At 68.6% G+C, this 23,529-nt stretch carries 25 protein-coding genes; 20 read left to right on the forward strand and 5 right to left on the reverse strand.

Going from position 1 to position 23,529, the window contains the following annotated elements:
- Window positions 1-3 precede the first annotated feature (3 nt).
- The 3 genes from HYV14_16735 (at window position 4) to HYV14_16745 (ending at window position 2,917) form a co-directional block, all read left to right on the forward strand.
- Window positions 4-378: a response regulator gene (locus HYV14_16735; protein MBI2387634.1), complete on the forward strand. Its 375-nt coding sequence runs from the start codon at window positions 4-6 to the stop codon at window positions 376-378.
- The gene (locus tag HYV14_16740) at window positions 375-1,469 is read left to right on the forward strand and encodes a D-alanine--D-alanine ligase (protein ID MBI2387635.1); all 1,095 of its coding nucleotides are present in this window, start codon (window positions 375-377) and stop codon (window positions 1,467-1,469) included. Before HYV14_16735 ends, HYV14_16740 begins: the two co-directional genes overlap by 4 nt.
- 92 nt (window positions 1,470-1,561) lie before the next feature.
- Window positions 1,562-2,917 carry a hypothetical protein gene (locus HYV14_16745; protein MBI2387636.1) on the forward strand — a complete coding sequence of 452 codons (1,356 nt, stop codon included), beginning with the start codon at window positions 1,562-1,564 and terminating at the stop codon, window positions 2,915-2,917.
- 33 nt (window positions 2,918-2,950) lie between these two features.
- Here the strand turns inward: HYV14_16745 and HYV14_16750 are convergent, their stop codons facing one another.
- Entirely contained in the window at window positions 2,951-5,305 is a 2,355-nt protein-coding gene (locus HYV14_16750) for a diguanylate cyclase (protein MBI2387637.1), read from the reverse strand.
- A 93-nt stretch (window positions 5,306-5,398) separates the two neighbouring features.
- Here HYV14_16750 and HYV14_16755 point away from each other — a divergent pair, with 93 nt between their 5' ends.
- From HYV14_16755 to HYV14_16815, 13 genes are all read left to right on the forward strand, one after another.
- Complete coding sequence (locus HYV14_16755) at window positions 5,399-6,166, forward strand: TSUP family transporter (protein ID MBI2387638.1); 768 nt, start codon at window positions 5,399-5,401, stop codon at window positions 6,164-6,166.
- A 12-nt stretch (window positions 6,167-6,178) separates the two neighbouring features.
- Window positions 6,179-7,267, forward strand: coding sequence for a ribulose 1,5-bisphosphate carboxylase large subunit (locus tag HYV14_16760; GenBank protein ID MBI2387639.1), 1,089 nt, complete (start codon window positions 6,179-6,181; stop codon window positions 7,265-7,267).
- 88 nt (window positions 7,268-7,355) lie between these two features.
- Complete coding sequence (locus HYV14_16765) at window positions 7,356-7,787, forward strand: hypothetical protein (protein MBI2387640.1); 432 nt, start codon at window positions 7,356-7,358, stop codon at window positions 7,785-7,787.
- Between the two features lie 93 nt (window positions 7,788-7,880).
- A complete protein-coding gene (locus HYV14_16770; protein MBI2387641.1) occupies window positions 7,881-8,165 on the forward strand; it encodes a hypothetical protein in 285 nt (94 codons plus the stop codon).
- 10 nt (window positions 8,166-8,175) lie between these two features.
- The gene (locus HYV14_16775) at window positions 8,176-8,514 is read left to right on the forward strand and encodes a hypothetical protein (protein ID MBI2387642.1); all 339 of its coding nucleotides are present in this window, start codon (window positions 8,176-8,178) and stop codon (window positions 8,512-8,514) included.
- 135 nt (window positions 8,515-8,649) lie between these two features.
- On the forward strand, window positions 8,650-9,135 hold the full coding sequence (locus HYV14_16780; protein ID MBI2387643.1) for a translation initiation factor IF-3: 486 nt from the start codon (window positions 8,650-8,652) through the stop codon (window positions 9,133-9,135).
- A 26-nt stretch (window positions 9,136-9,161) separates the two neighbouring features.
- A complete protein-coding gene (rpmI, locus tag HYV14_16785) occupies window positions 9,162-9,359 on the forward strand; it encodes a 50S ribosomal protein L35 (protein ID MBI2387644.1) in 198 nt (65 codons plus the stop codon).
- Between the two features lie 13 nt (window positions 9,360-9,372).
- Window positions 9,373-9,720, forward strand: coding sequence for a 50S ribosomal protein L20 (gene rplT, locus HYV14_16790; protein MBI2387645.1), 348 nt, complete (start codon window positions 9,373-9,375; stop codon window positions 9,718-9,720).
- A gap of 10 nt (window positions 9,721-9,730) precedes the next feature.
- Window positions 9,731-10,783: a phenylalanine--tRNA ligase subunit alpha gene (pheS, locus tag HYV14_16795; protein ID MBI2387646.1), complete on the forward strand. Its 1,053-nt coding sequence runs from the start codon at window positions 9,731-9,733 to the stop codon at window positions 10,781-10,783.
- Entirely contained in the window at window positions 10,767-13,163 is a 2,397-nt protein-coding gene (locus HYV14_16800) for a phenylalanine--tRNA ligase subunit beta (protein ID MBI2387647.1), read from the forward strand. The genes pheS and HYV14_16800 overlap by 17 nt, the downstream gene beginning before the upstream one ends.
- 2 nt (window positions 13,164-13,165) lie before the next feature.
- Complete coding sequence (locus tag HYV14_16805) at window positions 13,166-13,402, forward strand: hypothetical protein (protein ID MBI2387648.1); 237 nt, start codon at window positions 13,166-13,168, stop codon at window positions 13,400-13,402.
- The gene (locus tag HYV14_16810; protein ID MBI2387649.1) at window positions 13,399-13,707 is read left to right on the forward strand and encodes a cell division protein ZapA; all 309 of its coding nucleotides are present in this window, start codon (window positions 13,399-13,401) and stop codon (window positions 13,705-13,707) included. Before HYV14_16805 ends, HYV14_16810 begins: the two co-directional genes overlap by 4 nt.
- A complete protein-coding gene (locus tag HYV14_16815) occupies window positions 13,704-14,993 on the forward strand; it encodes a replication-associated recombination protein A (GenBank protein MBI2387650.1) in 1,290 nt (429 codons plus the stop codon). The genes HYV14_16810 and HYV14_16815 overlap by 4 nt, the downstream gene beginning before the upstream one ends.
- A 100-nt stretch (window positions 14,994-15,093) precedes the next feature.
- Here the strand turns inward: HYV14_16815 and HYV14_16820 are convergent, their stop codons facing one another.
- Window positions 15,094-16,488 carry a hypothetical protein gene (locus HYV14_16820; GenBank protein MBI2387651.1) on the reverse strand — a complete coding sequence of 465 codons (1,395 nt, stop codon included), beginning with the start codon at window positions 16,486-16,488 and terminating at the stop codon, window positions 15,094-15,096.
- Between the two features lie 110 nt (window positions 16,489-16,598).
- On the opposite strand from HYV14_16820, the gene HYV14_16825 reads away from it, so the two are divergent.
- The gene (locus HYV14_16825) at window positions 16,599-19,226 is read left to right on the forward strand and encodes an AMP-binding protein (protein ID MBI2387652.1); all 2,628 of its coding nucleotides are present in this window, start codon (window positions 16,599-16,601) and stop codon (window positions 19,224-19,226) included.
- 35 nt (window positions 19,227-19,261) lie between these two features.
- On the opposite strand, the gene HYV14_16830 is transcribed toward HYV14_16825, so the two are convergent.
- Window positions 19,262-20,209 carry a hypothetical protein gene (locus HYV14_16830; GenBank protein MBI2387653.1) on the reverse strand — a complete coding sequence of 316 codons (948 nt, stop codon included), beginning with the start codon at window positions 20,207-20,209 and terminating at the stop codon, window positions 19,262-19,264.
- 83 nt (window positions 20,210-20,292) lie between these two features.
- Here HYV14_16830 and HYV14_16835 point away from each other — a divergent pair, with 83 nt between their 5' ends.
- Genes HYV14_16835 through HYV14_16845 form a run of 3 tightly spaced genes read left to right on the forward strand, consistent with a single transcriptional unit; the run spans window position 20,293 to window position 22,012 of the window.
- Complete coding sequence (locus tag HYV14_16835) at window positions 20,293-20,583, forward strand: hypothetical protein (GenBank protein ID MBI2387654.1); 291 nt, start codon at window positions 20,293-20,295, stop codon at window positions 20,581-20,583.
- 2 nt (window positions 20,584-20,585) lie between these two features.
- A complete protein-coding gene (gene xseA / locus HYV14_16840) occupies window positions 20,586-21,776 on the forward strand; it encodes an exodeoxyribonuclease VII large subunit (protein MBI2387655.1) in 1,191 nt (396 codons plus the stop codon).
- Window positions 21,776-22,012 carry an exodeoxyribonuclease VII small subunit gene (locus HYV14_16845; GenBank protein ID MBI2387656.1) on the forward strand — a complete coding sequence of 79 codons (237 nt, stop codon included), beginning with the start codon at window positions 21,776-21,778 and terminating at the stop codon, window positions 22,010-22,012. The genes xseA and HYV14_16845 overlap by 1 nt, the downstream gene beginning before the upstream one ends.
- Window positions 22,013-22,174: 162 nt before the next feature.
- Here HYV14_16845 and HYV14_16850 read toward each other — a convergent pair whose 3' ends face one another.
- Together HYV14_16850 and HYV14_16855 are read right to left on the reverse strand one after the other, a co-directional pair.
- A complete protein-coding gene (locus HYV14_16850) occupies window positions 22,175-22,753 on the reverse strand; it encodes a YceI family protein (protein MBI2387657.1) in 579 nt (192 codons plus the stop codon).
- A gap of 2 nt (window positions 22,754-22,755) precedes the next feature.
- Window positions 22,756-23,529, reverse strand: a complete 774-nt coding sequence (locus HYV14_16855) for an SDR family NAD(P)-dependent oxidoreductase (GenBank protein ID MBI2387658.1) — start codon at window positions 23,527-23,529, stop codon at window positions 22,756-22,758.

Below are 23,529 nucleotides of genomic sequence, written 5' to 3' on the forward strand. Positions count from 1 at the left end.
CCCATGGCGCGCGTGCTGATAGTCGACGACGAGGAATACATACGGGATCTCATCAAGGAAGTGCTCCTGGCCCAGGGCCACGAGTTCGAGCTCGCCGCCGGCGGGACCGAGGCCCTCGAGATCCTGCGCCGCAAGGCCATCGACCTCGCCATCGTCGACCGGAACATGCCGGGCATGAGCGGCATCGAGGTCGTGCAGCTGATCCGCCAGAACCCGAAGACTAAGGGCCTGAAGGTCCTGATGTGCACCGGCTCGAGCGTGACGAAGGAGATCGACGAGGCCTTCGCCGCCGGCGCCGACGACTACGTGCTCAAGCCCCTGAACTTCCCGGCCCTTCTGGGCAAGGTCGCCAAGGCCCTGGCCTCCCCCGCGAGATGAAGCGCTCGACCGTGGTCGTCTTGTGCGGCGGGAGATCGGCGGAAAGGCTGGTCTCCCTCGTATCGGCGCAGTGCGTCGTCGCCAACCTCGACGCGAAACGCTTCAAGGTCAGACTGATCCATATCGGGACGGATAACGGATGGGTGGAGGTCTCCCCCAAGCGCCTTCTGGCCGAGACGCCGGGCTCGCTGCATCGCGGAGGAGCCTCGGTTCTTCGCCTTCGGCGCAACGGCATAAAAAAAGATCCTTGGAAGCTGCTCACCTCGCTGGGGCGGCGCGACTGCGTCTTCCCCGTGCTGCATGGCCCCATGGGCGAGGACGGCACGATGCAGGGCCTGCTCGAGCTGACCGGCGTCGCCTACGTCGGCTGCGGCGTCCTGGGCTCGGCGGCCGGCATGGACAAGGAGGCGACCAAGCGCGTCGCCCACTCGGCCGGGCTGCCCCAGGTGCCGTGGGCCGTCGCGCGGACCCCGCGCGAGGCGGCCGCGGCCGCCCGCCGCTTCGGCTTTCCCGTCTTCATCAAGCCCGCGCGCATGGGCTCATCCGTCGGCGTCGTGAAGGTCAAGGGGCCCTCCGGCGTCGCCGCCGCGCTGCGCGAGGCGCTGCGCTTCGACGACAAGGCGCTCGTCGAGAAGGGCATCCCCGCGCGCGAGGTCGAGACCGCCGTGCTCGGCGACCCCTGGGCCTCGAAAGGAGACCGCTTCGAGCTCAAGGCCTCGCTCTGCGCCGAGATCCTGCCGAACGCCGAGTTCTACGACTACAAGGCGAAGTATCTCGACCCGAACGGCGCGAACTTCGTCATCCCCGCGGCGGTGCCGGCGAGGGTCTCCGCGCGCGTGCGCGAGGTGGCCCTGGCCGCGTTCCGCGCCCTCGACCTGTACGGCCTGGCCCGCGTGGATTTCTTCGTGCACAAGAAGACCGGCGCGGTCTACTTCAACGAGCCGAACACCTTGCCCGGCTTCACTCCGGCCAGCATGTACCCGCGGCTGTGGCGCGAGACGGGCCTGCCGACGAAGAAGCTCGTCGAGACCTTGGTCGCCCTGGCCCTGCGCCGCGCCGCCTCCCGGCGGCGGATCAGCACGAAGCATTGAATGACCTCGGACCCGGGCGGGGATCCCGACTGTTTCCGGAAACAGCCGCCGTCGTTCGTTAAGGGACTAGCCGGCGCGAGTCCCGTGAGACCATGATCGACGCGATGATCGTCGCGGGCTTTCTTCTCGCGTGCCTCTACTTGGGCGCGCGCGCGCGCCGCTCCGAGGACCTCGAGGGCTGGATCCTCGCCGGCCGGACCTTGACCTTGCCGGTGTTCGTCGCCACCCTCGTGCCCACCTTCTACGGCGGCGTGCTCGGCATCGGCGAGTTCACCTGGAGCGCCGGCCTGTCGAACTGGACGGTGATGGCCCTGCCCTACTACGTGTTCGCGGGCCTGTACGCGGCGTTCCTCGCCGGGCGCGTGCGGACGACCGCCGGCCTGACCATCCCCGACCATCTCGAGTCGGCCTACGGCCGGCCGATGGCGCTGATGGGCGCCTTGCTCGTGTTCATCCTCGCCAGCCCCGCCGACGAGCTCCTGATGGCCGGCTCCCTGCTCGGGCACATGACGGGCCTGCCCGTCGCCGCGGCGTCCCTCGTCGCGGCCCTCGTCGCGCTGACCCTGATCTGGCGCGGCGGCCTGCGCTCCGACGCGGCCGCCAACCGCCTGCAGTTCGTCGTCATGTTCGCGGGCTTCGCCCTGGTCATTCCGTTCGCATGGCATGCCGTCGGGAGCCCCTTGGCCATGGCCCGGAAGCTTCCCGCCGGCCACTTGAGCTGGACCGGGGGATTGAGCGCCATGCAGCTGATCGGCTGGTGGCTGATCGCGGTGTGGACCATCGTCGATCCGTCCTTCCACCAGCGCTGCGCCGCGGCGGAGAGCCCGGCCGTCGCCCGCAAGGGCATCCTCATCTCGATCGCGTTCTGGGCCTTGTTCGACCTCATGACGACGACGGCGGGCCTGTACGCGCGCGCCGCCCTTCCCGCCCTGGGGAGCCCGACGCTCGCCTTCCCCCTGCTCGCCGACGCGGTGATGCCACCGGTCGCGCGCGGCCTGTTCATCGCGGGCGTCTCCGCCTCGCTTTTCGCGGCGCTCCAGGGCACGGCGATGCTCGCCGCCGCGTGTCTGGGCAAGGCCCGCCTGCGCGCGGGGCTGGTCTTGACCATGCTCCTGTCGTACGCGCTCTCCCGCCTCGTCCCCTCCATCGTCGGGCTGTGGTACGCGGTCGGAAGCGCCGCGATCCCGGGCCTCCTGCTGCCGATGCTCGGCGTCTATCTCCCGGCGCTCCGCGTGCCCGGGGCCTGGGCCGCGGCGTCCTCGGCCGCGGGCTGGCTCGTCTCCCTGTCCTGGGTCGTCGCCGCGCGGATCGAGGGAGCGCCCCCGCTGGGCGTCGAGCCGATGTTCCCCGGCCTGCTCGCGTCCGGGGCGCTGTGGGCGGCGGGCTGCTTCTCGTCGACGCGCACGGTCACGACGGCGCCGAACAGCACGCCCCACGCGCCGCAGTAGGCCCAGACCACTTAGGAAATTTCCCCGGCGCGGCTAAGACCCGGCTTCCTCTCCGGCCTTGACCGACTCGACCTTGAGGATCAGGCGCTCGAAGGTGTCCCGGAAGCCGCCCGTGAACGGCTCGTCGACCACGCGCAAAGTCCCGAGCCGGCCCGCGCGCGCCGCCGGGACCAGGCCGCGGCCCGGCGCCTCCGCCCGCAGGCGCTCGAGCTGGTCGGTCGGCAGCACTTGGCCGGCGGCGAGCTTCGCGGCGAACTTCTTCTCAACGAGCCTCGCGGCCTCGGCCGCGTCCTTGCCGACGAGCAGGAACTCCTTGCCGCCGGCGCGCACCGGCTCCTCGACCGAGTAGCCCAGCTTGCGCAGGCGGTTGACCTCGACGCGCATGATCACGCCGAGCCGCTTCAGGTAGCGATCGCCCGCGTCGTGGCCGAGGACGTCGTTGACGGCCTTGAAGTTGCGCGCCGAGATCATCGCCGCGGCGCCCTTCCCGTCGTAGTCGGCCTCCCACCGCGGCCGCGCCATGTCGATCCACTCGGCGGTCCGCGTCAAAGTGAGGGGGTCCTTGAACACGGCTTCGAGGAACACCGCGTACTCCTTCTGCGTGAGCTTCTCCTTCAGCGCCCGGATCTCCGCGATCCGGTCCTGCCGCGGCGCGGACGCGTGCTCGACGAAGTCGTGGGCGAGCGTCGAGAGCTCGCGCAGGCGCGTGAAGGTCAGCGTCCCAGGGACCTCGACGACGGCCTCCCCGCGCAGGCCCTCGGCCTTCGCCTTGTTCAGCACCCCGTCGGCGGCCTTGAGCGTCTCCTCGAAGCCGCGCCCTTCCTCGGGCGCGATGCCGTAGGTGAAGTCGCCGACCGGACCGGTGCGCCGCATGCGCGTCATCGCGGCGTCGATCGCCAGCCTCTCCGGCCCGCCCGGAGCGAGGCCGACTCCGTCGTCGCCGAGCTTCACGTCGCCGAGGATCTTCTCCGGCGGGAAGGCCTTCCGCATCCGGCGGGCGAACTCGATGACGTCGTTCATCGACCCGAACGCGACGATCTCCTCTCCGCCGAGCCGCGCGGCGCGCACGCCGGCCCTCTTCGCGATCGCGTCGATCTTCGGCCCCGCCGAGGCGAGCATGCGGTCGCCCAGCTCCTTGCCCGCCACGGGCCCGTGCACGTCGGCGAGGCCGGCGTTGACCGCGCCGAAGTTGTTCATGTCGAGCATGGCGACCGTCGGCTCCTTCACGCCCGCCAGCAGTTCCTCGGCCTTCTCCATGATGAAGGCCCGGTTGGGCAAGCCCATCAGGCCGTCGGTGTAGAAGATCTCCTCGGCCCGCTTGAACAGCGCGCCCTCGCCGCGCGCCTCGAGGGAGCGCTGCATCTGGCGCAGCGGCGAGCGCTTGTCGGCGGCCTGGCGGGCGGGGCCGTTCGTGGGGCTATGATCGAAGAAGCCGTCGGCGACGCCGCGGAAGCGGATCGGGCGGCCGCGGACGTGGTCGAAGACGTCGACCGGCGTCCCCAGGATCGCGCCGGCGTGCACGGCGAGCGCCCGCGCGTTCTTGATGTTGGGCTTCCACCGCGTATCGAGACCGACCTGGGAATAGGTCCCGCTGTCGAAGTCGAGCCGCGGCCGTCCCGTGGCCGGGTCGACGAGGACCGCGCCGGCGAACAAGACCGGGCGGCCGCCGCCGAGCGCCGCGTGCTTGACGCCCATCTCCTTGGCGTCGCCGGGGACGACGCGCCCGACCGTCATCCCGATCGTCCCGTCGGGGTTCTCGAAGATCACGTAGTTGTGCTTGACTCCCGGCTTCATGCGCCTCCAGGAGGCCGCGTCGGCCTCGAAGACGAGGCCGTGCTCGCGCGCGGCCTGCATGATCTCGGGCGCATAGACCGAACCGGGCAGCAGTCCGGGGTCGAGCTTGACGCCCGCGCCGCGCCGTTCGAAGCCCGCCGGACGGGGCACGGCCTCGGGCGCCGCGCCCTCGCGGGCGGCGCCTTGGTCGAACAGCATCCGTCCGGCGTCGGGGGAGTCATCCGACGTCGACGCGGCGGAGCCGACCGTCCGGCCGACGACCTTCGGCCGGCCCGGCACGGCGGCGGCGCCCGGCGAGGATGGGAGCGCGGCGCTCGGCCTTAACGCGACCGGCGGCACGACGGCGGGCCGGATCGCCGCGGGCCGGGCGAGGTTCGGCGCCGGCGCCGGGAGGTTCGCCAAGCTCGGCGCGCCCGAGGCGTTCAACGACGGCGCGCTCATCCGGACGGGAGCCGGCGCCCCCAACGAGGATCCGATCGCGCCCGTCTGCATGCCGGGGGCGGCCTGGCCGGATACGGGACCTTCGACCTGGCCGGCGCGGGCGGCGCAGGCCAAGCCCAAGAGCAGGAGGACTCGGAGGGAGAGGGGCCTCACCGCCCCAATATAACAGCCCCGTCGAGGTCCCCGCCAGATGATTAATGTAAGGAAGCGCCTTGACCGGCGCGGCCGATTTGACGAGAATGGCTGATGGACCTCGGCCTCGGCGCGACGATCTTTCTGGGCGCCTGCGTGTTCTTCGCCGGCATCGTCGACGCGCTGGCCGGCGGCGGCGGTCTGATCACCTTGCCCGCCTATCTCGCCGTCGGCCTCAACCCCGCCCTCGTGCTCGGCACCAACAAGCTCACCTCCTCGCTGGGCACCGTCGTCTCGACCTGGCGCTACCACGACGCGCTGAAGTTCTCCATCAAGGATTTCCTCCCCGTCATCGCGGCCTCGACGATCGGCTCCTGGCTCGGCGCGCGCGCCGCCATCCTGGTCGACCCGTCCTGGATCCGGCCCATGCTGCTCGCCGCCTTGCCGGTCGTGGCCTGGCTGGTCTGGTCCAAGAAGGACTTCGGCTCCGTCGACGACAGCCACCGTCTCTCCGCCGGCGAGCGCCGGCGCCGCGGCGTTCTCGTCGCCGCGCCCATCGGCGCCTACGACGGTTTCTTCGGCCCCGGCACGGGCACCTTCTTCGCGATCGCCTTCGCCCGCTGGGGCCGCCACGACCTGCTCGGCGCCACGGCGCGAGCGAAGATCCTCAACCTCGTCTCGAACCTGGGCGCGCTCGGCGCCTTCATCTGGGCGGGCCGCCTCGACTGGAAGATCGGCCTTTCGATGAGCCTCCTCTCGATCGCGGGCCATTGGGTCGGCTCCCATCTCGGCGTCAAGAAAGGAGCCGGCCTCATCCGACCCGTCGTCGCCCTCGTCTGCGCGGGCCTTTTCGCCAAGGTGCTCTTCGACGCCGTTCGTTGATATGATGTCCCGGTGAGCGAGCGCCTGATCGCCGTCTACGAAGTCCCCGGTCCCGCGGCCGAAGCCGAGAAGACCGCGCGCGCGATCGCCTTCGAGGAGACGGTCGAGGTCCCCTTCGAGTTCCCTCTTCCGTCGCGGATCCGCGAGGAGATCGTCGGCCGCGTCGGAGCCCTGACGCCCGTCGAGAACGGGCGCTTGCGCGTCGAGATCGACTTCCCCGCGGCGCTCGCCGGCGGACGCGTCGGCGCGCTCCTCAACCTGGTCTTCGGCAACGCGTCCATCTGGCCGGGCGTCCGCCTGGTCGACGTCCGTTTTCCCGAGTCCTTCTTATCGGCGTTCTCCGGGCCGAACTACGGCGTCGCCGGGCTTCGAGAGCTCCTCGGCGTCCAGGGCCGTCCGCTGCTGGCGACCGCGCTCAAGCCGATGGGCTCGACCGAGGTCGAGCTCGCCGAGGCCGCCGCCGCCTTCGCGCGCGGCGGCGGGGACATCGTCAAGGACGATCAGAACATCGTCGATGCGACCTATGCCGTTTTCCGTTCGCGCGTCGGCCGGATCGCGGAAGCCGTTTCTCGAACGAAGTGCCTGTACTTCCCGCATCTGTCGGGTCCGCAGGAAGAGCTGGAGGACCGCCTCCGCTTCGTTCTCGGCCTGGGGCTTAAAGGAGTGCTCATCTGCCCCGCCATCGTCGGCCTCGATCAGACGCGCGCCTTGGCCTCCCGGCGCAAGGCCGTGTTCATGGCCCACCCGGCTTATTCCGGGGCGTTCTACGCCGAGCGCTCCCACGGCATCGAGCACTCGCTGTATCTCGGGACCATGATGCGCCTGGCCGGGGCCGACATCACCGTTTTCCCCAACGCCGGAGGGCGGTTCGGCTTCACTCCGCAGGAATGTCGCGCCATCGCCGAGAGAGGACGCGCCCCGTTGGGCGGCCTGGCGCCGATCTTCCCGGCTCCGGGCGGCGGCATGAACCTCGACAACACCGGCGCCATGGCGGCGGATTTCGGCGCCGACTCGATTTGGCTCGTCGGCGGACGCCTGCTGATGCATCCCGGCGGGCCCGAGGCCGGCGCGCGGGCCTTCCGCGAGAAGATGCCCGCGTGAACGAACAACGGATTCGGCTCGTCGACTGTTTACGGAGACAGGCGGCTGACGGCACCGTCAGTCAGCCGGCGCAGCGACGCTGAACCCCGTGTACGAGATCGACGGCCAAGACCGGGTCATCCCCCTCGACCTCGCCCCGCCCCCCGACCCGGGAGACCCGCTGCCCATCGTGCTGGCCAAGGACGGCGCCGTGATCCTGTCCTACGTGGCGGGGCGCGAGCTGACCGTCGTGGCGACCTTCCCCGCGTGCGCCGCGACCTTGTTCGGGGAACCGCGCGCCAAGACGCTGGCCAAGCACCCGCTCGCGGAGCGGGGGCTCAAGCCGCACGGCGCCTTCGAGATCAGGGACTCGTCCTGGGCGCGCGCGCTCGAGGCCCGCGACGGCGCGGGGCGCAAGAAGCACTTCGTCTTCACCTTCCGCGACTCGGTCTTCGAGTGCGTCGCCGCCGACATCGGCGTGGAATTGATAAGGGAAGACGACGACACCATCAAGCTGATGTCCAAGCGCCTGTATAAGTAGGGCCCTCCAGGGAACTTTTTCTCCCCCTCGATCGCATGGTAAGTGATGACTCTTGACGAAATCACTTACTTATGGCATACTACACCATAACCTATGGTTGAGGTCCTCCATAGGTTCAAGCGCAATTATCCCGACGGCAGCATCGAGCAACGAGTGATCTGGGATGTTCCCCGAACACCCGATCGCCCCGACGGAATCCGCTATCGACTGGCGTACATACCGGCCGGAGCCGCAAACCCGGCCGTTCTCTACGACAACCATCACCCGAAAGGCCATCACAAGCACATCCGAGGCGTGGAATACGCCTACGAATTCGTCGACTGGAAGAAACTGATTGAAGACTTCAAAAAGGACAAAGCCGCCCATGAGAATCTTTGAGGTCAAATTCATGACCGAAGAGGAGGCCGACGCCAAGTTCCTGGCGTCGGTCAAACTGGCCCATACCGGTCAAAAGTATCCGGGCGACGAGGGCGTCTTCTTCACCGGCTGGGAAGCGGCGCTCAACGCTTTCACCGACAAGCGCATGGATCTGCTGCGGCTCATCAAGAAACACTCCCCCCGCTCGATCAACCAACTCTCCAAGATCGCCGGCCGTGATTTTAAGAATGTCTATACGGATGTTATGCTTTTCAAGCATCTCGGCATCGTCCGCGTGCCCGGCGGACGGAGACCCGTGGAGCCCCTGAAGGTGCTCTACGACGCGATCGACATACACGCGACCGTCTGATTCTCCGATTGACGCCCCCGTCGGGGAATTGCTACGATTACCCCTCGCCTTATCCAGCCACTAGGAGTATCAAGCCTCATTAATAATTACAACAGGAATTTTAAGGATAGCCGGGATACCACCCGGATAAACGGCATGATCCGGGCCTCCATGGTCCGGCTCATCGACGCAGACGGGACGCAGGTGGGAGTCAAGCCGATCGCCGAGGCGCTGGCCTTGGCCCGGACTCGCGGGTTGGACCTCGTCGAGGTCGCCGCGACGGCGCAGCCCCCGGTTTGCAAGGTTTTACCGTACTCGAAGTACAAGTACGAGCAGGACAAGAAGGAAAGGGAGTCCCGGAAGAAGCAGAAGGCCGGCCTCCTGAAGGAACTGAGGTTCAGGCCGAACATCGGCCTGCATGACTTAGAAGTGAAGGTCCGGCAGATCGAGGAGTTCATCGACGCGCACGACAAGGTGCGCATCACGGTGGTCTTCCGCGGGCGCGAGATGCAGCACCGGGACCTCGGGTTCAAACTTTTGATGTCGATCCAGGAAAAGCTGGTCGACAAAGCGGCCGTCGAGCAGGCTCCGATGCCTGACCGAAACCGCCTCGTGATGACGCTGATACCGAAGCCGCACTAGCCGCTCAAATAAAAGTAGAGGTTCGTATGCCCAAGTTGAAGTCGCATTCCGGCGCCAAGAAGCGCTTCCGCACCAACGCCGCGGGGAAGTTCAAGCACGAGCATCCCGGACAGCGTCACCTGATGGCCCCCCTCGGCGGAAAGCGCCGCCGCTTCCTGCAGGGATCTTCCACCCTTAACGCGACCGACGCGAAGACGATGCGCCGGTTCCTCCCGTACGGCTGAGGCATAGACCACCATGAGAATCAAATCCGGCGTCACCACCCGCGCCCACAAGAAGAAGTATTTCAAGCTCGCGAAAGGCAACTACTCCGCCAAGCGCTCGCGCTGGCGGATGGTCAAGCAGCAGGTCGAGGCGTCCCTCGCCGAGTCGTACATCGGCCGCAAGGACAAGAAGGGCGACTTCCGCTCCCTCTGGATCGAGCGCATCAACGCCGCCTGCCGCCAGCACGACACGACCTACAGCCGCTTCATCAGCGGACTGAAGAAGGCCGGCATCACGCTCAACCGCAAGATGCTCTCCGAGATGGCCATCCGCGACGGCGCGTCGTTCGGCAAGATCATCGCCCTCACCAAGGGCGCGTAAACCTCCGGCCATGACTCGTTCCGACTGGGAGAAATCCTACGTCCGGGCCGAGTCGGCCTTGCGTGAAGCCGGAGTCGAGAACGCGGACCTCCTCAAGCTCGAGGAGGTCCGCGTTCGATTTATGGGAAGGAAGGGCGAGCTCACCGAGCTGCTCAAGAGCCTGAAGGACCTGTCGATCGAGGACAAGCGCGAGCTGGGGCCCAAGGCCCAAGCGCTGAAGACGTCATTCGACGCCGTTATTGAAGCCCGCCGCGCCGCGCTCGAGGACCAGAGTGACGCGGCGGCGCCGGAGAAAGACGCGATCGACCTCACTTTGCCGGCGATCCGCCCGCCGAAGGGGCGCCTGCATCCGCTGACGACGACGCTCCACGAGATCGCGCGCATCTTCCAGCTCATGGGCTACTCCTGGGCGGAAGGGCCGCACGTCGAGGACGAGCGCCACAACTTCACCGCGCTCAACATACCGGAGAACCATCCCGCGCGCGACAGCCAGGACACGTTCTACCTGCAGGACCTGCCGCTGCTCCTGCGCACCCACACCTCGCCGGTGCAGGTGCGCACGATGGAGAGCCAGCGCCCGCCGCTGCGCGTGGTCTGCCCGGGCCGGGTCTTCCGCCACGAGCAGCTCGACGCGACCCACTCGGCCGTTTTCGGCCAGGTCGAGGGCCTCGTCATCGACGAGGGCATCGGCCTCGCCGACCTGAAGGGGCATCTGCAGGCCTTCCTGCAGAAGCTTCTCGGCGCCTCGACGAAGACGCGCTTCCGCCCCTCCTATTTCCCGTTCACCGAGCCCTCCACGGAAGTCGACGTCAAATGCTTCTTCTGCCCCGGCACCGGCTGCCCCGCGTGCAAGCACACCGGCTGGATCGAGATCCTCGGCGCGGGCGTGGTCAACCCCGCCGTGCTCAAGGCCGTCGGCTACGACGAGAAGAAGTGGTCGGGCTTCGCGTTCGGCATCGGCGTCGAGCGCGTGGCGATGCTCCTGCACGGGGTGCGCGACCTGCGTCATTTCTACACGAACGACCTCCGATTCTTGAAGCAATTCGATGAAAGTCTCCTATAACTGGCTCAAGGAGCATCTCCCTCTCGAGCTCTCCGCGACGGAGCTCGCGGGCCATCTGCTCAAGATCGGCTTCGAGGTCGCGGGCCACGAGCGCCTGGGGCCGACCTTCACCGGCGTCGTCGTCGGCAAGGTCGTGTCGAAGGAGAAGCACCCCAACGCCGACAAGCTCTCCGTCTGCGTCGTCGACGACGGCGCGACGAAGCGGACGGTCGTGTGCGGCGCCCCGAACGTGGACGCGGGACAGACCGTGGCCTACGCGCGCCCCGGCGCCGTGCTTCCGGGCAATTTCAAGATCGAGGGCCGCAAGCTGCGCGGCGTCGAGAGCCAGGGCATGATCTGCTCCCGCGCCGAGCTGGGGCTGCCGAAGGACGTCGACGGGATCTGGGTCATGGGCGAGGGCCCGGCGCTCGGCTCCGACGTGGGCTCCCTCCTGGGCCCGGCGGACGACATCCTCGAGGTCGAGGTCACGACGAACCGCCCCGACTGCCTGTCCCACCGCGGCCTCGCGCGCGAGCTCGCCGCCTACTTCCACAAGGAATTGAAGCCTCTCGGCGGGGGCATGCTGGAAAGCGCCAAGCCCTCGTTCCCCGTGACGGTCGAGGACGGCGAGGCGTGCCCGTTCTACGGCGGGCGCCTCATCGAGGGCGTCACCGTGGGCGAAAGCCCGGCGTGGCTGAAAACGAAGCTCGAGTCGATCGGCCTCCGGCCGATCAACAGCGTGGTCGACGTCACGAACTACGTCCTGCACGACATCGGTCAGCCGCTTCATGCGTTCGACGCGGATAAACTGACCGGATCGAAGATCATCGTGCGCCGGTCGAAGGCCGGGGAAAAGCTCTTGGCGCTGGATCATCGCGTCTATGACCTTCCGGCGGGACTGCTCGTGATCGCCGACGGGGAGAAGCCCGTCGCGCTGGCCGGGGTCATGGGCGGAGAGGACTCCGCGGTCACGACGGCCACGAAACGGATCATTCTCGAGGGCGCTTTTTTCAATCCCGCCGAAGCGCGGAGATCGTCGCAAAAGACACGCTTACGGTCCGATTCCTCTTATCGCTTCGAACGCGGGACCGACCCGGAGGCGCCGCGCGCGGCGGCGGATCGGGCGGCGGCGTTGATATTACAGATCGCGGGCGGTTCCGCGGCCAAGCCCTTCGAGGTGGCGGCTCCACGGCCGAGACGTCAGCCGATTCAGGCGAGCGTGGGGAAGATCAATGCGGTGTTGGGGGCGGATTTTGCCGATCTCGCCGTCTTGCAGGCGCTCGGGGCGATCGGCGACGTCAACGGCAACGGCGTGGAGTTCACGTATACCGCACCTTCCTGGCGGCATGACCTTTTGACGGCGAACGACCTCGCGGAAGAGGTGGGGCGGTTCCTCGGGTACGACAACATTCCTTACCGAATGGCGCCGATGGCGGCGCGCGCGGCGCGGCTCACGCCGGTCGAGACGGAATCGCGCCGCGTGCGAACGAGATTAGCGGGACTCGGACTATGGGAAGCGTATAACTACGACCTCGTGTCCGAGAAAACGCTCTTGGCTTGCCGCCTGACGGCGGAGGGGCAGCCGCGCGTCGCGCAGCCTCTGTCCGAGGATTGGGCCGTGATGCGGTCATCTCTCCTCCCGGGCCTGCTGAAGAATGCCCAGCACAACCTCAGCCGCGGTGCCGATGCGGTGCGTTTCTTCGAAGTCGGAAAGTCGTACGCGATCCGCGGCAAGGAGGTCGACGAGACCTGGCGCGTCGCGGGGATATTGCTGGGGCCGGTGCTTGACGCGCGTTGGCAGACGGCGCGGGCGCCCCGCGCGTCTTTTTACGACGGGAAGGCGATCGTCGAGGATCTCCTGGAAAAAGCCGGGCCGATCGCGTGGGCGAAGCTTTCCGAACCCGGCGCCGGCAGAACGCCTTCCGACCCGCTCTTCCACCCGACCAATTCCTTGCGCGCGACGATCAACGGCGCCCCCGTGGCGACCGTCGGCTGGCTGCACCCGCGCGTGGCCCGCGCCCACGACCTCGAGCGCGAGGGCGCGGTCGTCTTCGACGCGAACCTCGACTGGCTCGCCGGACGCGAAGCCGCGCAGGACCGCTTCGAGGAGTTCTCGACGCTCCCCAGCTCGCGCCGCGACCTGGCCCTCGTCCTCGACAAGGCCGTGCCGTACGCGCGCCTCGAGGCCGTCATCCGGGACTGCCGCGTTCCCGAGCTCCAGAGCGTCCTGCTCTTCGACGTGTACGAAGGCAAGAACATCCCCGAGGATAAGAAGAGCCTCGCGATCCGCCTGACCTTCGGGCGCTTCGACCGCACCCTGACCGACCCCGAGGTCGCCAAGGCCGTCGAGACGATCGTCGCCGCGCTCGCCAAGGAGCTCGGCGCGAGCCTGCGGGGCTGACCGTGCAGGGGCCTCTCCAGAGTCTCAAGCAGCTCGAGGTCCTGGTCAAGCAGGCCTCCGAGTCCCTCCAGAAGCTCGGCTCCGAGAACCGCCAGTTCAAGGACGTCCTCCGGCGGCTCGAGACGGAGAACAAGGCCTTGAGGGAGGAGCTCAAGGAGGCGCGCCTGACGCTCGCCCGCCATGAGCGGCTGAAGACCCGCCTGACGCGCCTGACCGACAAGCTCGAGAGGATCGGATGAACGAGAAAGTCGAGGTCCAGATCGGCACGCGCCGGCTCGTCGTCGAGATGGAGGGCTGGACGCCCATCGAGATCAACGCGCTGGCGCAGAAGGTGTCCGAGCGCGTGGTCCAGATGCAGAGCCACAACACCAACGTGGCCGACACCTCGAAGATCGCCCTGCTCGTCGCGCTGTCCTTCGCGGCCGAGCTCGACAAGGAGCGCCAGGCGCACGACCTGACGAGGCGCCTGCTCGAGAACAAGGCCGAGTCCCTGTCGCAGTCCCTGCGCGAGTCGCTCCAGGCCGGCTCCGACACGAACGGATGAGCGAGCTCTTCGCCGCGGGCGCCGGGGCTCTCCCGCTGGCGGCGCGGATGGCGCCGCGGAGCCTGGACGAGTTCGCGGGGCAGAACGCGCTTCTCGGGCCGGGTAAGCTTCTCCGGCGTCTCGTGGAGAGCAAGCGCTTCACCTCGGCGATCTTCTTCGGGCCTCCGGGCTGCGGGAAGACCGCCTTGGCGAGATACATCGCGGGGCAGTCCAACGCGGAAGTCGTCGAGCTCAACGCGGTCACGGCGGGAGTGGCGGACATCAGGAAGGCCGTGGAACAGGCCAAATATTCGGCGACCCTCGGCAGAAGGACTTTATTGCTCGTCGACGAGATACACCACTTCAACAAGACGCAGCAGGACGCGCTGCTGCCGTCGGTCGAGCGCGGGGACGTGCTCTTGATCGGCATGACGACGGAAAATCCGGGGTTTTACGTCAACGCCGCGTTGAGATCTCGCGTCACGGCGTTCGAGTTCATGCCGGTGCCGGAGTCCGAGCTGGAAAAGATCCTCGACAACGCCTTGAACGACGACGACAGGGGCGTCTCGTCACTACGGGTCATCATGACGCCCGAGGCCCGGGCTCACCTGGTACGGCAGTCCGGCGGGGACGCGCGGCGGCTATTGAACGCACTGGAGATCGCCGCGCTGACGACGGCGGCTGACGGCAACGGCGAACGACGGGTGACTCTTGCGGTGGCCGAAGAATCCATCCAAAAACGGCAGATTCGATACGACAAGAAATCCGACGACCATTACGATCACATCTCCGCCTTCATCAAGTCCATCCGCGGAACGGACCCCGACGCCGCCCTCTATTGGATGGCCAAGATGCTCGAGGCGGGCGAAGAGCCCCGGTTCATCGCGCGGAGGATATTGATCGCCGCGTCCGAGGACGTCGGGAACGCTGACTTCCGCGCGTTGCTCGTGGCAGAAGCGGCGTTCCGCGCCGTCGAGGTCCTGGGCATGCCCGAGGCGCGGATAACGCTCGCGCAGGCGGTGACCTTCGTCGCGTCGGCGCCCAAAAGCAACGCCGCCTATCTCGCCGTCGACAAGGCCTCCGCCGAGGTCCGCGAGGGTCCCTCCCGGGAAGTCCCTTTACCCCTTCGCGACGCCAACATGGACGCCAAGGAGCGCGGCCACGGCCAGGGCTATAAATATCCTCACGATTTCCCCGGCCATTGGACGGCGCAGGAGTACATGCCCAACCCGGTCCGTTTTTATGAACCGACCGACCAAGGCGACGAGAAGCGCATCGCCGAGCGCTTGAAGTCCCTCCGCGGCTGACGCCGCGCCGGTGCGCCGGACTGTTTCCGGAAACAGTCCGGTCGGCTATCCTCAAGGATAGTTCCCGGACTCGCGCCCGCGAGTCCGGTTCATCCGGACGCTATTTCGCGCGCAGGCGGAGCGGGACGAAGTCGAGCGTCACGATCACGGGGAAATGGTCGGAGGGGTTGCGGGAGCGCTCCTCGTAGGTCGCGGGGATGGCGCGCACGCTCCCGTCCGCGTTCTTGTAGCGGTAGGCTTCGGCCTTCTTGACCGCGCCGCGCAGGGCTTTCGAGACGAGGATGGCGTCCATCTGACCGTAGTGCGTCGCCCCGCCCTTGGGGTGGAAGGTGTGGGTGATGCGGTCCTTCTCCGACGGGGGGTTCGGGGCGGCGTCGAAGCTGTCGACGAGGCCCGCGGCCTCGAACAGCGGCCGGAACTCGGCCTCCTTGCCCACCTCGCCGTTGAAGTCGCCGGCGAGCATGACCGGGACGTCCGCGCCGAACTCGGCGCGGTAGCGCGCGATGATCTCGGCCGTGCGCCGGACCTGCGCGCCCCGCAGGATCCGAGACTCGGGATCGCCGCCGTCGCGGTCGCGCTTGGACTTGTAGTGGGTGCCAAACAGGACGAACAAAGGCTGGGCCTTGCCCGGGGCGCGCACGACGAGGGAGGTCAGGTCGCGGGAGAACAAGGTTCTCGGGCCGCCGCCGAGCACGGGGTCGACCCAGGTCTCGTCCTTGTGAGAGCGCTGCTCGACCAGGAAGGGAAGGTCCTTCTTCACGAGGAAGGCCACGTCGATGCCGCGCTCGTCGTTGCCCTCGATGAGATGCACGTCGTATTTGCCGTTAAGGAAGCGCTCGTTGAAGTCGCGCAAGGCGGCGATGTTCTCGACCTCCTCGAGGGTCACGACGTCGAGGTCGTTCTCGAGGATGACCTTGCCCTGCTCGCGCAGGGACCACTCCTCCTTGGGCCTGGCGTCGGAGATCTTCTTGAGCTTGCCGGGGTTCGCCGGATCCGGCACGTGCTTACCGACGTTCTCGAAGAGGTTGAGGACGTTGTAGGAGCCCATCTTGAGCTCCTTGATGGACGAAAGCGCGCGGACCGGGGCCGCGGCGGCCGCGGCGGGACCGGCGGGCTCGCCGACGGCGGCCGCGCCGTCGAATAAGCCGGTCAGGGCGGCGGGGATCGCGCTCAGGCCCTCGCCGAAGGTCTTCACCGCCGAACGAAGAGGCGTGATGGCTTTCGCGCCCTGGACGGGGACGGCGGCGGCCGGCACGGCGGCGAGCGGCACGGCGGGCGCGGCCAAGACGGGGACCAGAGCGGGAGCGAGCGCCGCCAGGGACGGCGTCAGGCCCGGCGCGAGCGCGGACGCCGACAAGGACGGGCCGAGCGCGGGAGCCCGGAAGGACACGACGCCGGGGGCTCCCGTGAGCGCGGGGACCGAGGCCTTGAGGGAGACGACCTGGGCTTTCAGCGGCGACGCGAGGATCAGCGCCGCCAGCAGGGCTCGAAGCATGACCTTATTATAAGGAGGCCGCCCGTCCCCTCCAAGGGGCATAAGACCTTGTCATTTTAGGTCTTTCAGCCCTAGGTTCCCGACGGCGGTTAAGATTAAAATAGGTCCCCATGATCCATCGGATTCTTCTCTTGATCGTCGTGCCGGTGACGAGCTTCGCCGGGGTCGTGCGCCTGCCGTCCCTTCAAACCGCGCCTTCCCTCTCGGTTCCGGTCGCCGCGCCCTCCCTCTCCGTTCCGGCGCTCGCCGCGCCCGCCCTAAGCGTTCCATCGCTGGCCGCCGCCGCTCCGATCCCCGCTCCGGCTCTCCAGGCCGTCCGCGCCGCGGCCGCCGCTCTCCCCGACCCGAAGGCGCCCGCCGCCTCGGCCAAGGCCGCCGTCGGCGCGTCCTTCGACGCCTCCGTCATCCGCAAGCCGGGGTCCGACGCCGTCGCCGGCGCCTTCTCGCTCCCGTCCTCGCTGTCCGCGCCCTCCGCCGGCGAGACGCCCGGGCCGTCCTTCGTTCCCGCCGCGTCCGCGCCCGCCGACCGCCCGCTGTTCTTCCGCCGCTACGGCCTCCTGCGCCTCGCCGTCCGGCCTTTCGTTCGCCTGCTGTATAAGACCTCGATCTCCGGCCTCGAGAACCTCCCCGCCGGGCCGGCGGTGATCGTCCCCAATCATATCTCCTACGTGGACGCCATCCTGATCTCCTTCGCGGCGGACCGGCCGATGCGCTTCATGATGAAGCGCTCGATCTTCGACAAGATGCCCCGCCTCCTCGGCGCGCTGGGCGCGATCCCGGTCTCGTCGAAGGACGGCCCGGCCCGGATCGAGGCCTCCCTCGAGGCGGCGCGCCAGGCGATCCGCGCGGGTCAGAGCGTGGTGATCTTCCCCGAGGGCCAGCTCACCTTGACCGGCAACATGATCGGCTTCCGCCGCGGCTTCGAGCGGATCGTCGAGAAAGCCCCCGCGCCGGTGATCCCCGCCTACCTCGACGGCCTGTGGGGCTCCGCGTTCTCGATGCAGAAGGGGCCCTCGCTGTGGAGCCGGCTCAAGGAGCTGCCGCGCCCGGTGTCGGTGCGCTTCGGCCCGGCCCTGGCCGAGCCGACCGCCCAGGCCGCGCGCCTGGCCGTGACCGAGCTCGGAGCCGCCGCGATGGGAGACCGCGTCGCCTCCCGCCGCCGCCCGCTGGCGCGCGAGTTCTTCGCCTCCGCGATGCGCTCCTTCGGCAAGCCCGCGATCGCCGACTCGATGGGCGCGGACCTGACCTACGGCAAGGCGCTGACCGGCGCGCTGCTGCTCGGGCGAGCCCTCGACGCGAAGCTCGAGAGCCGCCCCAACGCCGCCGTGCTCCTGCCCCCGTCGGCCGGCGGGTCTCTGGCGAACCTGGCGCTCGCCTCCGTCGGGCGCGTTCCCGTCAACCTCAACTATACCGCCAGCCGCGAGGCCGTCGAGCACGCCCTCAAGAGCGCGGAGATCACCGACGTCGTGACCTCGCGCAAGTTCCTCGAGGCGTTGAAGACCGAGCGCGGCTTCGAGCTCCCGGCGGACAAGACGATCATCTATCTCGAGGACATAGCTCCGACCATCCCCCAGTGGAAGAAGACCGCGCTGTATCTCCTGCTCAAGGTCCTCCCCTCGTCGATGGCGGAGAAACTGTTCCTCGGCAAGGCGTCGAGGAACCTCGACGACACCGCGACCATCCTGTTCACCAGCGGCTCGAGCGCCTTGCCCAAGGGCGTCGTGCTGACTCATAAGAACGTCCTGGCCAACGTGGAGATGGTGCGCGAGATCCTGCCGTGGGCCGAGCGCGACGCGATGCTCGGCGTCCTGCCCTTCTTCCATTCCTTCGGCTTCACGGTGACGCTGTGGATGCCGCTGGTCTCGGGAATGTCCGCCGCCTATCACGTCCATCCGATGCAGGCCGAGGCGATCGGCAAGCTCGCGGCGAGGTTCAAGCCCACCTTGCTGCTCGCCACCCCCGCCTTCCTGCAGCGCTACTCGCAGAAGATCCCGGCCGAGGCGTTCGAGGGGCTGCGCCTCGTGATCGCCGGCGCCGAGAAGTTGCGCGACACCGTCGCCGACGAGTTCGCGGCGAAGTTCGGCGTGCGCCCCTACGAGGGCTACGGCGCGACCGAGCTGTCCCCCGTCGCCTCCGCCGGCACGCCGGACGCGGGCGGCCAGAAGGGCTCCAAGCCCGGCTCCGTCGGCCGCGCCTTGCCCGGCACCGCGGTCAAGGCGGTGGACCTCAAGACCGGCAAGCCCGTCCCCGACGGCGAGGTCGGCATGCTGATGGTCAAGGGGCCCCACGTCATGAAGGGCTACCTCGGCCAGCCGGAGAAGACGGCCGAGGTGCTCCAGGACGGCTGGTACGTCACCGGCGACCTGGGCACGATCGACCGCGACGGGTTCATCTCGATCACCGGCCGCCTGTCGCGCTTCTCCAAGCTCGCCGGCGAGATGGTCTCGCACACCGCCGTCGAGGAGAAGCTACAGCAGGCCGCGGGCCTGGCCGACATGACCTTCGTCGTCACGGGCGTCAAGGACGAGAAGCGCGGCGAGAAGCTCGTCGTCCTGTACGCGGGCTGGGACGGCGACGTCGAGGCCCTGCTGGCGAAGATGCGCGCGGCCGGGGTGCCGAACCTTTGGCTCCCAGCGAAGTCCTCGTTCTACAAGGTCGAGCAGATCCCCCTGCTCGGCACCGGCAAGCTCGACCTGAAGGCCGTCAACGAGCTCGCGGCTCGCCTCGCCGGGAATTAAGCCGTCCGGCCGCGGCGCCCGCTCTCGATCCGTCGCTACTTCGCGCCGGCGATCTTCGACGTCACCGAGGCGAGCGCGGCGGTCGCCTGCGGGTTGGCGGCCAGGGCGGCCGCCCCGCGCGGGTCCATCACGAGCCCGAGGGCCTTGGGATTGGCCATCGCGATGCTCGTGATCGCGGTCGAGTCGCTGGAGAGCTCCTTCAGCGAAGGGCAGGCGCTGAGGCGCTTGACCATCTCGGTCCCCGCGAGCGCCGACACGAGGGCCGAGGCGTTGTCGGGCCGTCCCAGCGCCTGCTGGATCACGGGGAAGACCTTGTTCATCCCGCCGCTGTTGGGGTCGGAGAGGTAATTCTTGAGGGCGCCCCCGCTCTCGCAGTTCTCCTTGGCCCGGGGCCTGCTCATGAAGGCGTCCACGACCCTCTTGTTGTTGAACACCGCGGCCAGTATCTTCGGGTGGTCGAGCATCTTCGCGGCCAGCGCCGAGAGCATGCCCTCCTTCGCGCCGAGGTCGCTCAGGCCCCTGGCGTCGGTGGGTATGCCTGCCGCCGTCATGGCGGCGGCATCTCCCGCGGCATCCGGCGCCGCCGGCGGCGTCGGCGCGTCGGGTCGGCCCTGACTCGCCGCCGCGGCGGGGGTCACGGGAGGGCTCGCCGCCGCCGCGGGGCTGACGGAAGCGTCGGACGGAGGGGTTTGGCGGTAGAGGCTGGAGGTCACGCCGGCGGGGCCGTCTCCGATCTTGGCGCTGACCATGTCGAGGCTCGTCTTCGGGCGCGACTCGAACGGACGGCCGGTCGCCGCGGCGGGCGAGCCGCCCACGGCGCCCATGTTGAAGCCGCGCGAGGAGGCCGCCTCGTCTTCCGGGCGGGCGAACATCATCCACGCCGCGACGGCGGCGACGAAGCCGACGCCGATCAGCGCCTTCAGCTTGATGCCGTCCCAGTCCCAGGGCGCCGATCCCGCTCGCTGCTCCCGCCATTCGCTCATCGCGTCATTAGTGTAGCTCCTGGGAGGAATTCCGCAAGGGGGCGCGCGGCCTCGGACCATATTCGAAGTGTTATAATCGCCGCATGAAGCGAGCGCTCGTCGGGACCTTGATCGCCGGGTTCACCCTCGCCGTGTTCTCCGACCGCAGCACGCCCGCGTGCCTGCTCGCCGGCGGGCTGGCGACCTTCCTCGTCCTCCAGCTCGGCCCCCGCTCGATCGTGGAGAAGGTCGGCGCCCTGCTCACCGCCGCCGCGATCGCCTGGCTCGGCGGGCCCGCCGCGCCGCTGCCGAGCCAGAGCCTGACCGCCTACTTCGCGGGCTGGATCGTCGCCGCGACGGCGCTCTCCGTCTACCTGCACCCGCGCGCGGAGTAGCGGTGGAGCCGACCCGCCGCGTCTTCACGATCTCCGAGCTCAACGCCCAGGTCCACGAGCTCCTCGAGGCCTCGTTCCCCGAGCTGTGGGTCGAGGGCGAGGTCTCCAACTGCAAGGCGTACCCCTCCGGGCACACCTATCTCAGCCTCAAGGACGACAAGGCGCAGGTGCGCGCCGTTCTGTTCAAGGGCTCGTCGTTCGGGGTCAAGTTCAAGCTCCAAGACGGCCTCAAAATACTCGCCCGCGGACGCGTCACCTCCTACGAGGCCCGCGGCGAGCTGCAGTTCATCATCTCCGCCGCCGAGCCCCGCGAGAAGGGCGCGCTGCAGCTGGCGCTCGAACAGCTCAAGGCCAAGCTCATGGCCGAGGGCCTCTTCGACGCGTCAAGAAAAAAAGCCCTCCCTCCTTTTCCGAGATCGGTCGGCCTGGTCACCTCGGGACAGGGGGCCGCTGTCCGGGACATGATCCACGTCCTTTCCCGCCGCTGGCCGGGCCTCGAGATCCGGGTCTGGCCCGTGAAGGTGCAGGGCCCCGGCGCCGCGGCCGAGATCTCGGACGCGATACGCGGCTTCAACGAGCTCGCCACCGACACCGACGTCCTCCTCGTCGGCCGCGGCGGCGGCTCGATCGAGGACCTATGGGCGTTCAACGAGGAGCCCGTCGCCCGCGCGATCGCCGCGTCGGACATCCCGGTCATCTCCTGCGTCGGCCACGAGACCGACACGACGATCGCCGACTTCGTCGCCGACCTGCGCGCGCCGACGCCTTCGGCCGCGGCGGAGCTGGCCGTCCCCGAGAAGAGCGCGATCATGGACCGCGTCGCGGAGCTCGTCGACGCGATGGCGCTGGAGCTCACCGACACGCTGGACGCCCTGAGCCGGCGCCTGCTGTACGCGGCCGCGCACCCGTTCCTGAAGGACCCGCGCCGCCTGTGGGAGCAGCGGGTGCAGCGCGTCGACGACCTGTCGATGCGCCTCCCGGAGGCGCTGCGGCGGAGGCTGGAGACTCTGGGCCTGCGCCTCGGCGCCGCCGCGGGACGGCTCGACGCGATCAGCCCGCTGAACGTCCTCGCGCGCGGCTACGCGATCGCGACGAGCAAAGGAAAGATTTTGACGAGCCCGAAGCAGGTGAAGAAGGGCGATCCGGTGAGCGTGCGCCTGTCGGAAGGCGAGATCGATTGCGAGGTGTCCTAGTGGCCAAGGAATCCAAGGCGGAGACGTTCGAGAAGTCGCTGGAGTCGCTCGAGGAACTGGTGCGCGAGCTCGAGGCGGGCGACAAGGGGCTCGACGAGTCCCTCGCGCTGTTCGAGAAGGGCGTCGTGCTCGCCAAGGACCTCTCGAAGCGGCTCGAAGACGCGAAGACGAAGGTCGAGGCCCTGTCCAAGGAAGGCGGGAAGCTGGTGAAGAAGCCGTTCGCGGCCGAAGACTGATCCGGCCTCCTAAAAAAAGCCCCTGGCCCGCCGTTTCTCACCAGATTCTCGACTGCCGCGGGCCGCGGTGGATCAGGTGCCACGCGACGGCGAAGCAGGCCGCCGACAGCGCGCCGGCGATCTCCGCCCCGTGATAGGTCGACAGAAGCTCGGCGAGCGAGTTCATCTCGGCACCTCCGCGAGCGGTATCCGGTAGCCCAGCTCGAGCTCGTCGGCGACCTTCGCGACGAGGCCGCCGGCCACGGCCGGCGCCGGGATATTGAACGCGTCGAAGCGCGTCTTCACCGTGCCGAACGCGGCGCCGTCCCCGACGGCCGCCGACAGCGCGACGGGGTAGTCCGCGCCGCCGATCCGAAGATCGCCCTCGATCGCGGCCGCGCGGCCCTCGCGCAGGTCCGCCCACTCCTTGGCGCCGTAGGGCTTCGAGAGGAACACGAGCTCGGGCTGGACGGAAGCCTTCAGGATCTCGAGCACGTGCTTGTCCCGCGCCGGCTCGCCGCTGTCGAAGGAGGCGACGGGCACGGCGACGCGCAGGCGGCGGGCGCCCTTCTCCGGCACGGCCTCGACCTTGACGGCGCAGCTAAGGCCGGCCGGCTCGAGCTTCTTGAAGAGGAAGAGGCGCTTGCGCGTCTTCCAGGACACGCAGGCCTTGTCGGGCGCGAAGCCCGGGGTCTGCGCGGCGGCAGGCAGGACGGCCCCCAAGGCGAGGGCCGCGGCGGCGAGCATGGTTTTCGAGCTCATGGTCAGGCCTCGCTCGCCGGCACCAATTTTTTGGACGCCGCCCAGAGCCGTCCGTTGATGAAGCCCGGGGCGAGCCGGCGCATGAACGCGAGCTGATTCGCCTGTCCGGGCCGGATCTCGAGCTCGCCGGCCTCGAGTGCGGCGAAGGAGCGCTTCACCAGCTCGTCGGTCGTCATCAAGGAGACGCCCTCGCCGTCGGCCATCGCCGCGGTCATGTCGGTCCTGACCCCCGGCGGCATGATCTCGACGACCTCCACGCCGGCTTCCTCCAGCTGGAAACGGAGCGACTGGGTGTAGGAGTGGATCGCGGCCTTGGTCGCGCTGTAGATCGGCGCGGCCGGCAGAGGAACGAAGGCGAGCCCGGAGGAGACGTTGATCACGGCGCCCTTGTTGGCCGTGAGGAGGCCGATGAACGCGGAGGTCGTGCGGATCACGCCGCCCACGTTGATGTCCATCTCCGAGGTCAGACCGGCGAGGTCCGCCGCCGGGGCCCTGAGGTTCTTGTAGAGGAGGACGCCGGCGTTGTTCATGAGGACGTCTAGCTTGGGGAATTCCTCCTTCACCCGGGACGCGAGCGCCGCGATCTGAGCGGGATCCGCGGCGTCGCTCTGGATGACGTGCAGCTTCGGGTGCTTCGCCTTCAGCTCGTCGAGCGCCGCCCGGCGCCGGCCGGTCACGATGACCTCGTTGCCGAGCTCGACGAACTTGAGGGCGAAGGCGCGGCCGATGCCGGCGGAGCCGCCGGTGACGAGTACGGTGCGTCCGGTGAGTTTCAT

It is taken from the genome of Elusimicrobiota bacterium, assembly GCA_016182905.1.
In the GTDB taxonomy this organism is placed as follows: Bacteria; Elusimicrobiota; Elusimicrobia; order UBA1565; family UBA9628; genus GWA2-66-18.

Excerpts from the sequence above, each read along its gene's own strand:
- HYV14_16855 (MBI2387658.1), bottom strand. The coding sequence starts at position 23,529 with ATGAAACTCACCGGACGCACCGTACTCGTCACCGGCGGCTCCGCCGGC.
- HYV14_16770 (MBI2387641.1), top strand. The coding sequence starts at position 7,881 with ATGGTTGAGGTCCTCCATAGGTTCAAGCGCAATTATCCCGACGGCAGC.
- HYV14_16850 (MBI2387657.1), bottom strand. The coding sequence starts at position 22,753 with ATGAGCTCGAAAACCATGCTCGCCGCCGCGGCCCTCGCCTTGGGGGCC.
- rpmI (MBI2387644.1), top strand. The coding sequence starts at position 9,162 with ATGCCCAAGTTGAAGTCGCATTCCGGCGCCAAGAAGCGCTTCCGCACC.
- HYV14_16830 (MBI2387653.1), bottom strand. The coding sequence starts at position 20,209 with ATGAGCGAATGGCGGGAGCAGCGAGCGGGATCGGCGCCCTGGGACTGG.
- HYV14_16735 (MBI2387634.1), top strand. The coding sequence starts at position 4 with ATGGCGCGCGTGCTGATAGTCGACGACGAGGAATACATACGGGATCTC.
- HYV14_16835 (MBI2387654.1), top strand. The coding sequence starts at position 20,293 with ATGAAGCGAGCGCTCGTCGGGACCTTGATCGCCGGGTTCACCCTCGCC.
- HYV14_16740 (MBI2387635.1), top strand. The coding sequence starts at position 375 with ATGAAGCGCTCGACCGTGGTCGTCTTGTGCGGCGGGAGATCGGCGGAA.
- HYV14_16820 (MBI2387651.1), bottom strand. The coding sequence starts at position 16,488 with ATGCTTCGAGCCCTGCTGGCGGCGCTGATCCTCGCGTCGCCGCTGAAA.
- HYV14_16780 (MBI2387643.1), top strand. The coding sequence starts at position 8,650 with ATGATCCGGGCCTCCATGGTCCGGCTCATCGACGCAGACGGGACGCAG.
- HYV14_16800 (MBI2387647.1), top strand. The coding sequence starts at position 10,767 with ATGAAAGTCTCCTATAACTGGCTCAAGGAGCATCTCCCTCTCGAGCTC.
- HYV14_16825 (MBI2387652.1), top strand. The coding sequence starts at position 16,599 with ATGATCCATCGGATTCTTCTCTTGATCGTCGTGCCGGTGACGAGCTTC.
- HYV14_16755 (MBI2387638.1), top strand. The coding sequence starts at position 5,399 with ATGGACCTCGGCCTCGGCGCGACGATCTTTCTGGGCGCCTGCGTGTTC.
- HYV14_16745 (MBI2387636.1), top strand. The coding sequence starts at position 1,562 with ATGATCGACGCGATGATCGTCGCGGGCTTTCTTCTCGCGTGCCTCTAC.
- HYV14_16810 (MBI2387649.1), top strand. The coding sequence starts at position 13,399 with ATGAACGAGAAAGTCGAGGTCCAGATCGGCACGCGCCGGCTCGTCGTC.
- HYV14_16815 (MBI2387650.1), top strand. The coding sequence starts at position 13,704 with ATGAGCGAGCTCTTCGCCGCGGGCGCCGGGGCTCTCCCGCTGGCGGCG.
- pheS (MBI2387646.1), top strand. The coding sequence starts at position 9,731 with ATGACTCGTTCCGACTGGGAGAAATCCTACGTCCGGGCCGAGTCGGCC.
- rplT (MBI2387645.1), top strand. The coding sequence starts at position 9,373 with ATGAGAATCAAATCCGGCGTCACCACCCGCGCCCACAAGAAGAAGTAT.
- HYV14_16775 (MBI2387642.1), top strand. The coding sequence starts at position 8,176 with ATGACCGAAGAGGAGGCCGACGCCAAGTTCCTGGCGTCGGTCAAACTG.